Genomic DNA, 9,030 nt, shown 5'->3' on the forward strand with positions numbered 1-9,030 from the left:
TATTAAATAAAACAAAGGCTTGAGACGAAAGTCGGATCACAACTGCGTGTTATTTGTGCAACACATTTCCAAAAACGGCCGGCCGAGCCCCGTTCGGAGCGGTTCCTTTGTTGCGTGTGCAGAAGTGTTCGGTAATTGTGTCGATGCGACGGAGGGGGGCATCCCGAGGTCGTCCCGTTAGGTGGTTCGCTTAAGTCCCTCGCGTTGATGCGGGAGTGTCCGAAGGCGCGAAGCGACTAAGCGGGTTTTAAGGGACAAGGGAACCAACCTTAGGGTGTTACACCCGGCGGATCCGGAACCTTCCCTACAGAGCAACTTGGAGGTTAACATGAAGATGGTTAAGAGCCTTATCCTCGGCTCAGCGGCGGGTCTGCTTGCCATGAGTGGGGCGCAGGCGGCTGATCTTCCCGTCAAGGCCAAACCGGTCGAGTACGTGAGGGTTTGCTCCCTGTATGGAGCCGGTTTCTTCTACATTCCGGGCACCGACACCTGCATCAAGCTGGGTGGTTACCTGCGCATCGACACGACATTCAACGGCGGCATCTACGATCAGCCGGCCTGGAACGGCGACCTCGGCCAGGGCAACCGCTATCGCGACTACTACGCGACCCGTTCGCGTATGGCGCTCACCGTCGACACCCGCACCGCGACCGACTACGGCGTCGTCCGTACCTTCGCTCAGGGCGACTTCAACTTCGATACCCTGGGCGGCAGCACGACCAATCCGAACAGCCTCCAGACCAACCTTGGCAACAATGCCAACCTGCTGAGTTCCACCGGCGGCGGGTATGTGACGGTTGAAAACGTGTTCATCCAGTTCGCCGGCTTCACCTTCGGCAAGTCGTCATCCGCCTTTGCGACGCCGTGGCAGGGTTATCCGGGCAACCAGAACACCTCGTTCCTGATCGGCGGTCATGACGACGTCACCGGCACCAACAACATCCAGTACACCGCCCAGTTTGGCAACGGCATTTCCGGCACCATCGGTCTCGATGACCCGACCGTGTACAACCGTACCGCGGTCTACAACCTCTCGGTCGGCATGAACGCGATCGGTCAGAGCGCCAACGCCTATGCGGGCGTCGAAGCGCCCGATGTCGTTGGCAATATCCGCGTCGATCAGGCGTGGGGACTGTTCCAGTTGTCGGGTGCTCTGCACCAGGTGGATGCTTCCTACAACACCCTGACGGCGGGTGTTGCCGGGGGCGCGGCGCCGACGGCGCTGTCGATGATATCGGGTCATCCGGCTTCGAAGTGGGGTGGCGCGATCATGGCCGCCACCCAGATCAGGAATATCCCAACCGGGCCCGGCGACGACATCAAGTTCGATGCGACCTACGCCGTGGGTGATACCAAGGAGGTGATCTCGACCAGTTCAACCTCGCCGAGCTTCACCATGTTTGGCAACGGCGGCGCAGGCGCCTTCCAGAGCATTGGCTTCGGCGCCACCACCGACGCGGTCTACCTTCCGGTCGCGGCCGGCGGTACCGGCGACCTCAAGCTGACGACCGCCTACGGTATCCGTGGTGCGTTCAACCATAACTGGGATCCGTACTGGTCGAGCAGCCTGTTCGGCGGCATGGGCTGGGTGCGCTATGGCGGCACGGCCGGCAATTTGACGACCGCGCAGGGTCAGTATTGCGCGGCCTACTACAAGGAAATCGGCGCCGCCAACATGGCGACCTCGACCTGTAACCCGAACTACAGCATTTCGATGCTGGGCGCGATTACCCGCTGGACTCCCGTCAAGAACCTGACCTTCTCGGCGGAAGCGATCTGGACCCACCTCAATACGGGCTTCTCGGGAACGGCGACCCTGACCCCGACGGCACCGATGCCAACCGCGGTCTATCAGTTCAAAAACCAGAACACGGTGTCCTTCAACGTGCGCGCTCAGCGTAACTTCTGAGCCCGACCGCTGACAACTTTCCAAAGACCTCCGCCAGGGCACTGCCGGGGGTCTTTTTTTTGCCCATGGCGCTTGCGCGGCCCGCGCCCGCGGCAATGGCTGCGGCCGGGTCATCCCGGCGGCCGGCGGCGCGGCAGCCGGGAAGCGACGCCCTGCCGCCTAACACACCAAAAATATTATTAAGTAAAGTATTTCGCTTACATGAGAAATGTGGTATTATCCCAAATGTAGTCGTCGAGATGGTTCGACGGCCTTTGATTTGCCCGGGGGGACCCAAACTACCTTATGTCTAACCTCCAAAACCTCCGGCAATGCCCTGCCGGAGGTTTTTCATTTTGGCGGTCGTGCAGCGCGGCGCCGGCAGCGGACGCGGGATGCCGGTGAGCCCAGGGCTGGCGCTGCTGGCCCAGGACCGGCGCTGCAGATTTGGGGATGGCGGCGGCGAGCCCGCGCATTTCCGCACTCGGTTCCCATCATAGGGTGCTAGTCTTGGTTCCTCAAACAGGCAATGAGGGCGCCATGGGCTGGATCTCATCCTTTGTTGGCATGCTGGTGGTCATCTATCTCGTGGCTTCGCTTCGCGTGCTGAAGCAATATGAGCGCGGGGTGGTATTCCTGCTCGGCCGGTTTGCCGGCGTGCGCGGACCCGGGCTGACGCTGATCTTCGTGCCGATCCAGCAGATGGTGCGGGTGTCGCTGCGCACCGTCACCATGCAGATCCCGTCGCAAAAGATCATCACCAAGGACAATGTCTCGATCGATATCGCGGCGGTTGCCTATTACCACATCACCAATCCCGGACGGGCCGTGATCGCGATCGAGAACGTCTATAACGCGATCAACCAGATCAGCCAGACCACCGTGCGCAATGTGGTCGGACGCTTCAGCCTCGACCAGCTCCTGTCGGACACCGCTGGCATCAACGACCAGATCAAGAACGTGATCGACCAGCATACCGAGCCCTGGGGCACCCAGGTGACGGCGGTCGAGATCAAGGACATCACGCTGCCCGAGAACATGCAGCGCGCGATGGCCAAGGAGGCCGAGGCCGAGCGCGAGCGCCGCGCCAAGATCGTCGCCGCCGAGGGCGAATTCCAGGCGGCGGTCAAGCTCGGCGAGGCGGCCGATATCATCACGAAGCATCCCGTGGCGCTGCAGCTCCGCACCCTGCAGACCATGGCGGAGATCTCGGTCGAGAAAAACTCGACCATCATCTTCCCCGCCCAGTTCATGACCACCGTGCAGGAAGCGATCGCGTTGCTGTCGAAGGATTCGGCGTCGAAATAGCGCGACGATCGGGACCGCGAGCGGCGGCGTGAGCGGTCGCGGCGGCCGCAACGCTGGGTAGCATTGGGGGGAATCAGCCCAACACCGGGGTGCCTCAGGGCGAGCCGGGCCGGCCGGCCCCGGCTCGCCGCGCCTCAAACGCACCGCGTCATGCAGATACTGCGGCAAGCTGCGACCTAAGGTTGATACTTAAGTTGTAGAGCCGTCCTGATCGGTCAGTTTGGCTTGCCGGCCGAACTGATCCTTGGCATACTTTCGACCTCATCGGGTTCAGCCCGGTCAATTTCCAGGCGTGCCATCCGAAGAATCAACGTCGCCGTCGTCAGGCCGAGACGCTCGGCTTCTATTGCTGCCGTATCGACTTTCTGGGCCAAGCCCCTACGTTTGCCGAGATATGCCATTATATCGTTCCCTATCGAAGGTGCGAGATGAAACATCCCACATTTGTTGCAGAGCTGCACAAGAAGCTCGGAGCTCCATCGAGCGAAGCGGTAGAAAGCCTGCGGCTACTGAAGGCCTTCCTCAAACTGTCACCGCGGCAACGGTTCGAAGTCGTCGAACTGGTCGAACGCCTTGCCGCCGAGGTGGCGTCGGCCCCTGAATACCCGTTGTCCTGACCCGCGGTTACCCATTGAGTTAGCCCTGTTCAGTTGCCCGTTGTGTCAGCCGCGGCCGGTGGCCGGGTCGCGATGGCGTAGATGGCGCCGCCTTGCAGCGCTTCGGATTGGTGCAGCGTGCCGGCGGGCAGCAGGATTGTGTCGCCGGGCTGGACGATCCGTTCACCGTCTTCCCAACTGAATCTCAGCGCGCCTTCGATGATGAGCAGGATCTCGTCCACCGGATGGGTGTGGAAGTGGTGCACCTTGCCGGCTGCGTCGCGTTGCAATTCGACGCAACCTTGCGCCGGAAGCAGGTCCAGGATGGCGGGGTCAATGGAAAATTCCGTCTTGGTGCCAGTGATGATCCGGGTCATGCCGCCTGCTCCCTGGTTGCGATTGGCGAGGTCTTATTCTGCGCCAGCTTGGCGAACGGACAACCGACCTCCGCTTGATTGTCATCCATCAGGAAATATTGCTGGTGTTCCCGTCCGTCGTTTTCGCCGTAGCGTCCGAGCCGCGGCGAGGGACTGACGCTGTCGAACGGAACCAGCCTCTTGCGCACATCGGCGAACGCGGCCAGAGCCGCTTTCTCGGTTCCAAGGATCCTTTCAAACACCCAGCGCGGCTGAAAGGTCAGCATGAACGCGCTGGACCGGCGGCTTTGCCGCATCACATGCGCCGGCGTGCTGCAGACCACGAAGATCGGTTCGCCGGCGAACGAGAACTCCCACAACGGATGGTCGATCTGCTCGGGAATCTCGGCCGGCCACGGGCTCTTGTCCAGCCGCGCCAGCTGGTCGAGCGTGAGCCACAATTTCCTGTAATAGGCGTCCAGCGTCTGCACCGGCCGCGGCCGGGTGAATACCACCAGCGATGTGTTCGGCCCGTGCGAGCGGCACTCGGCGACGAACGCTTCGAGCTGCGCGCCGAGAACCCCGACATCGAACGGATCGAGAAACAGATAGCGCAGCTGGTCCAGGCGATATCCGGTGACACCGAACACGCAGGGGAAGGGCCGCGCTTCGCTGCACATCTGGGCTTCGAATTCGGAGAACAGGACGCTTTGCCACGTGCTCACCGCGTAGGTTGAGCCGACCTCGGCTTTTCTCAAATACAAGCGCGACATAGTCCCTCTCTAAGGTTTGCTGCTACTTCTGAACCATCAATTTACTCCTCATCAGCAGCGGACCGGCGATGCCGGGCAGCGACATGAGCAGCAGAATAGCGATGAGAGTACCGTAGCCGGCATCGCTGACCGAGGCTGGGCCGTTCGCGATGGCCGTCCCTGCAGGGCGGCTGACCAACACCATGGCGAAGCCGATGATCGGCTGCGCGAGCCCTGCGAAAATTCCCGCAGCCGTGGTGTTGACCGAGGCACCGACCCCGATCAGATCGGCGGTGTAGAGCCGCTTGGTGCACTTCAGCACCAGTGGCACGGTGCCGCCGGCGACCAGCCCGATGGCTGCAAACAGCACGGTGACATAAAACAAGCCCAAGGCGTGGGCGACCGGCGGCAGTAGCATCGCCATCAGGATCATCCGCAACAGACAGATGCGGATCAGCGCCGTGTCGAGCGCGGCCGCCGCGCGGTCCGCGACATGGCCGAGGCCGATCGAGCCGATCGCATTGCCGATCATGAAGGCGAGCAGCGGGGTGCCAGCCGCCGACGGCGAGATATTGAAGAAATGCGCCACCATCGGAATTCCCCAGACGCCTGACAGCGTCGTCATCACGGCGAAGTGGGATGCAAAGCTCATGGCGCATCCCCAGTTCGCCGGCTGCGAAAGCGCCGTCAGGCTGGCGGCCAGAACGCCGCCTAGGGTTTTGGTGGTGCGTGCCACCTGATCCGGCTTGATGACGATCCCGGCAAAGCCGAGATTGGCGGCGCCGACACAGGCGATAAAGACAAAACAGGCACGCCAGCCATAGCCGGTCACCGCCGCGGCCAGCGGCGTCGTCGCCATCACGCCGCCGACATAGCCCGACACCTGCGAGATGCCTGACATGACGCCGAATCTTTCGTCCCTGAAGCTGAGCGCGACCAGCTTCAACAGCGCCGTAAACACCAGCGCGTCGCCGCAGGCCACGATCAGCCGGGCCGCGAATACATCGAGCAGGTTCGGCGCCAGCGCGAACGCCGCACTTCCGAGCGATGATACCGCCATGCTGAACAGCACGACGCGCCTGACGCCATAACGGTCCACCAGCAGGCCCGCCGGAATCTGCATCAGGGTGTAGCCCCAGAAATAGCTGGAGGCGAGCATCGCAACGCCGCTGGCGTCGGTGCTGAAATCGCTCATGAAGCTCAGGCTGACGGATTGCGGCGACACCCGCTGCAGGAACGCGATCGCATAGGCGATCGCCACCGTGGTCCAGGCCAGATAAGCACGATCGCCCGAACGATGGCGGGCCGCGAGCACGGCCTGTAGTCCTGGCATCGACATCATACCCTCGCGAAGCCGACCGAGAACAGTGCATCCGCCGAGTCCGGGATCATGCGGGTCATCGCCGCATCGACCAGCGACGCCTCGCCGTGATAGCCCTGCCGGCGATGTTTGATGTGGCCGTAAGCGCCGCGCATGATCATGCCGGGAATCTCGAGCTGCTTGCCGGGATAGAGCAGGGAACACATCTCGACGCAGGCCGTCTGCAAGACTGGATCCTGGCCGTCGCCAAGCAAAGAGGGCGTGACTTTCTCGCAGATCTTGGCGTTGGCCGCCCAGACGATGGGATTTCGCGTTCGCCAGCCGTAGAGAATGCCGCAATCCCGGTTTTCGGCGGCGGCTGAAGTCTTCAGGATTTCGGTGGTGAAGAAGCCGTACAGCCCGCGGCCCTGATGGGCCGGAAGCACCTCGGTGCCGCTGCGGTAAATCGCAAGACCCGCCGATGTCAGCAGCGTGCGGTAGACCGAAAAGGCCACCAGCCCGGAGCCGTCATAGACCAGAATCAGGCCGAACCTGCGCTCGAACGGGGAGGAGGCCGCGGTCCAATGCGGCTCCGTGGCCTGCCAGTTGACGGCGATGATGGCGTTCATCGCATTCATCAAAGGCTGCCGTTCGCCCCCGCAGACCCGCGAGGCATCGGGGAAACTGTAGACCGCGTATTCGGCCCACGGCGATTGGATGGTGCCGTACCGGCGGTGCAGCTCTCGTGACATGGTTGCCATCACTCCCGCTATACATCGCAAGGTGTACAGGCGGCCATCGAATGGCTTAAAGGACAATATGCCCTCGAAATCTGCCAAACCCCGGCGCCTCGATTTGCGTGGAAAAACCGCCGCGAAGCGGGCCGCGATCGTCGCCTTTCCCGGTGTGACCCTGCTCGATATCTCCGGGCCGGCCCAGGTGTTCGCCGAATTGCAGGAAATCGAGCTGGCAGCGGCGCACTATTCGCTGTCATACCTTTCGACCGCGGGCGGCCTGGTGCAAACCGATGTCGGGATGATGATCGACACCGCGCCGATTTCAGGCGTTCGGCCGCAGCAGATCGATACCCTCATTATTCCCGGTGGCCCCGGCATCTGGCGGTTGCGGCAGGACACCGTCCTGATGCAATGGATCATGGAGGTGCTGCCGAAGGCGCGTCGAATTGCGTCGGTGTGCCTCGGCGCCTTCGTGCTGGCCTGGACCGGGGCGCTGGATGGCAAGCGCGCGGCGACGCATTGGCGCTATTGTCCGCGACTGGCGGACGGCTTTCCTTCCATCCGCGTCGAGCCCAACGCGATTTTCGTCAAGGACGGGCGGGTATGGTCGTCGGCCGGCGTCAGTGCCGGCATCGACCTGGCGCTGGCGATGATCGAGGAGGATTTCGGCCATACCATCGCGCTCGACATCGCGCGGCGGCTGGTGGTGTTCCTCAAGCGTCCCGGCGGCCAAAGCCAGTTCTCCACCGTGCTGGCGGCGCAAGCCTCCGACGTCGAGGGGCGGTTCAGCGCGCTGCACGCCTGGATCGTGGAAAATCTTGCCGGCGATCTCAAGGTCGATACGCTGGCCGAGAAAGCCGGAATGAGCCCGCGAACGTTCGCCCGCGCCTATGCCAGCCGAACCGGAATGACGCCGGCCAGCGGGGTCGAGGCGCTGCGGGTCGAAGCGGCGCGGTTGCTGCTCGAAAGCAGCGAAGCCGGCGGCGTGATCGAGGTGGCGCGGCTGGCCGGATTTGGCGATGACGAACGCATGCGGCGCGCCTTCATCCGGCACCTCGGGGTATCGCCTTCGGAATACCGCAGCCGCTTCGCGATTTCCTGAGATCAGACATCAGTCAAGGAAGAGGCCGCCTCAGTGAGGCGGCCTGCATCGTTTTCGGTATCACCTGTCCCACCAGAACCATTCGGCGTGGGCTCTGCGCCAGTCCGCGTGGCGCTGGTGGTTCTCGCCGATCAAGATACCAAAGCGCACGCACGCTCTCCGGTCCCCTTTGTCGCATAATTGATGGAAGCCGATTATTTCCGCTTCCACATTATTTTGCGCCCTGGCCGCGGTCGGGAATGTTGCCGCCATGGCCGAAATGCCGCCGAAGATCACCATGGCGGTCATCAATGGCTTAAAGATCATGTCATCTCCTGTTGGATGTACCCCCTCAGGACGATTTAGGGTGCGGAACCTGAATGCAGTCTGAACTCGAATGTTTGCTGCCTGGGTTCACCCCGACGATGAACGCTGAAACCGCCGGCTGTCGGCCGGCGGATGTTGCGGGCCGCCCGCCGTCAACTCTCGCAAAGACGCGGCCCGGGAAATGTGGTAACGCTCAGCCGAATCGGAGGATGGCGAGATGATTGAGCCGAAACTGGAAGTGCCCGCCGAATTGCGCGAGATGGCGGAAAAAACCATCGAGCAGGCGGAAAAGGCATTCGGAATGTTTTTCGATGCCGCCAACAAGTCGGTCACCGCGATGCCCGGCCCTGGCGGGGACATGTCCAAACGCGCGTTATCGCTGACCGAGCAGAACATGAGGGCCGCGTTCGAGCATGCGCGAAAACTGGTTCACGCCACCGATCTTCAGGAAGCCATGCGCATTCAGTCGGAATTTCTGCGCAGCCAGTTCACCAATGCCGGCGAACACATGCGACAGATCACCGGCGAGGTCATGTCGGCGGCGAAGGATGCGTCGAAAGGCAAATACTGATCCGCGGTCCGGTCCTCGCCTCTGGGTTCGTCTACGGCCTGCCAAAATATGGAACCGAAATGGCCAGGAAAAATTCAACCAGGCGCGCGTGGACGGCTGCAGATGTCCGTACGC

The 9,030-nt window shown here is 62.2% G+C and carries 11 protein-coding genes; 5 read left to right on the top strand and 6 right to left on the bottom strand.

Annotated elements, in window-relative coordinates; genetic code table 11:
• Window positions 1-328 precede the first annotated feature (328 nt).
• Window positions 329-1,909: a porin gene (locus ABSG20_RS22390; RefSeq protein WP_423866697.1), complete on the top strand. Its 1,581-nt coding sequence runs from the start codon at window positions 329-331 to the stop codon at window positions 1,907-1,909.
• A gap of 519 nt (window positions 1,910-2,428) precedes the next feature.
• Window positions 2,429-3,196 carry an SPFH domain-containing protein gene (locus tag ABSG20_RS22395; RefSeq protein ID WP_423866698.1) on the top strand — a complete coding sequence of 256 codons (768 nt, stop codon included), beginning with the start codon at window positions 2,429-2,431 and terminating at the stop codon, window positions 3,194-3,196.
• 215 nt (window positions 3,197-3,411) lie between these two features.
• Here the strand turns inward: ABSG20_RS22395 and ABSG20_RS22400 are convergent, their stop codons facing one another.
• Window positions 3,412-3,597, bottom strand: a complete 186-nt coding sequence (locus ABSG20_RS22400; RefSeq protein ID WP_423866699.1) for a hypothetical protein — start codon at window positions 3,595-3,597, stop codon at window positions 3,412-3,414.
• Between the two features lie 27 nt (window positions 3,598-3,624).
• On the opposite strand from ABSG20_RS22400, the gene ABSG20_RS22405 reads away from it, so the two are divergent.
• Entirely contained in the window at window positions 3,625-3,813 is a 189-nt protein-coding gene (locus tag ABSG20_RS22405) for a hypothetical protein (RefSeq protein WP_423866700.1), read from the top strand.
• A 29-nt stretch (window positions 3,814-3,842) separates the two neighbouring features.
• Here the strand turns inward: ABSG20_RS22405 and ABSG20_RS22410 are convergent, their stop codons facing one another.
• From ABSG20_RS22410 to ABSG20_RS22425, 4 genes are read right to left on the bottom strand one after another with little or no spacing between them, the layout of a single operon-like run.
• Window positions 3,843-4,169 carry a cupin domain-containing protein gene (locus ABSG20_RS22410; protein WP_423866701.1) on the bottom strand — a complete coding sequence of 109 codons (327 nt, stop codon included), beginning with the start codon at window positions 4,167-4,169 and terminating at the stop codon, window positions 3,843-3,845.
• Complete coding sequence (locus tag ABSG20_RS22415) at window positions 4,166-4,921, bottom strand: YqcI/YcgG family protein (protein ID WP_423866702.1); 756 nt, start codon at window positions 4,919-4,921, stop codon at window positions 4,166-4,168. Before ABSG20_RS22415 ends, ABSG20_RS22410 begins: the two co-directional genes overlap by 4 nt.
• A 22-nt stretch (window positions 4,922-4,943) precedes the next feature.
• Entirely contained in the window at window positions 4,944-6,239 is a 1,296-nt protein-coding gene (locus ABSG20_RS22420) for an MFS transporter (RefSeq protein ID WP_423866703.1), read from the bottom strand.
• Window positions 6,239-6,952: a hypothetical protein gene (locus ABSG20_RS22425; protein WP_423866704.1), complete on the bottom strand. Its 714-nt coding sequence runs from the start codon at window positions 6,950-6,952 to the stop codon at window positions 6,239-6,241. The genes ABSG20_RS22420 and ABSG20_RS22425 overlap by 1 nt, the downstream gene beginning before the upstream one ends.
• A gap of 67 nt (window positions 6,953-7,019) precedes the next feature.
• Between ABSG20_RS22425 and ABSG20_RS22430 the strand changes: the two genes are divergently transcribed.
• Window positions 7,020-8,039 (top strand): GlxA family transcriptional regulator, encoded by a 1,020-nt coding sequence (locus tag ABSG20_RS22430; RefSeq protein WP_423866705.1) that lies wholly within the window; start codon window positions 7,020-7,022, stop codon window positions 8,037-8,039.
• Window positions 8,040-8,099: 60 nt separating this feature from the next.
• Here ABSG20_RS22430 and ABSG20_RS22435 read toward each other — a convergent pair whose 3' ends face one another.
• The gene (locus ABSG20_RS22435) at window positions 8,100-8,327 is read right to left on the bottom strand and encodes a hypothetical protein (protein WP_423866706.1); all 228 of its coding nucleotides are present in this window, start codon (window positions 8,325-8,327) and stop codon (window positions 8,100-8,102) included.
• A 235-nt stretch (window positions 8,328-8,562) separates the two neighbouring features.
• Here ABSG20_RS22435 and ABSG20_RS22440 point away from each other — a divergent pair, with 235 nt between their 5' ends.
• Entirely contained in the window at window positions 8,563-8,916 is a 354-nt protein-coding gene (locus ABSG20_RS22440) for a phasin (RefSeq protein ID WP_423866707.1), read from the top strand.
• Window positions 8,917-9,030 lie beyond the last annotated feature (114 nt).

The sequence above is a fragment of the Bradyrhizobium sp. genome (genome assembly GCF_049512235.1).
Classification (GTDB): Bacteria; Pseudomonadota; Alphaproteobacteria; order Rhizobiales; family Xanthobacteraceae; genus Bradyrhizobium.